1 tRNA gene and 1 rRNA gene are annotated in these 642 nt (G+C 53.6%); both read right to left on the bottom strand.

From position 1 onward, the window contains the following. Positions 1-247, bottom strand: a 23S ribosomal RNA gene (locus SCI24_RS21415); the annotation flags it as partial. A gap of 194 nt (positions 248-441) precedes the next feature. Then, positions 442-517 (bottom strand) — tRNA-Ala (locus SCI24_RS21410). Between the last annotated feature and the right edge of the window lie 125 nt (positions 518-642).

Here is a 642-nt window from a genome sequence, read left to right as displayed (position 1 = left end):
GCTACTGGGCGAATCTCGGTTGATTTCTTTTCCTCGGGGTACTGAGATGTTTCAGTTCCCCCGGTTCGCCTCCCAACACCTATGGATTCAGTGTGGGATACCCACGTTACCGTGGGTGGGTTTCCCCATTCAGAAATGCCCGGGTCACAGGTTGTTTGCCACCTCGCCGAGCCTTATCGCAGGCTTCCACGTCTTTCATCGCCTCTGGCTGCCTAGGCATCCACCGTATGCGCTTCATCGCTTGACCATATAACCCCAAGAGGTCTGGTCCGCGATGACGATCGACAATTGCCGGATACGCTTGAGACGTATCTCGCGTCTCTTCCTCTCGGAAGAAACTTGTCAGCATGATTCACATTGTTAAAGAGCAATTAGAGCTGGAAGCTCTAAGCGGTAAGCTTTAAGAAAAAGCACACGACTTAGAACTTGTTGACTGTTGAGTGGTGGAGCCTAGCGGGATCGAACCGCTGACCTCCTGCGTGCAAGGCAGGCGCTCTCCCAGCTGAGCTAAGGCCCCTCTGAACCCCATCACGTGACATGGGAATTTTATTCAGGACAAGGCGCTTTGGTGCGACGTGTAGCCTGCTACACGAGGACCGAAGCAACGCGGTACTGGATAAAATTGGTGGGTCTGGGCAGACT

Source organism: Halomonas sp. (genome assembly GCF_033549285.1).
Classification (GTDB): domain Bacteria; phylum Pseudomonadota; class Gammaproteobacteria; order Pseudomonadales; family Halomonadaceae; genus Halomonas.
This window is presented reverse-complemented; position numbering and strand designations above follow the sequence as displayed.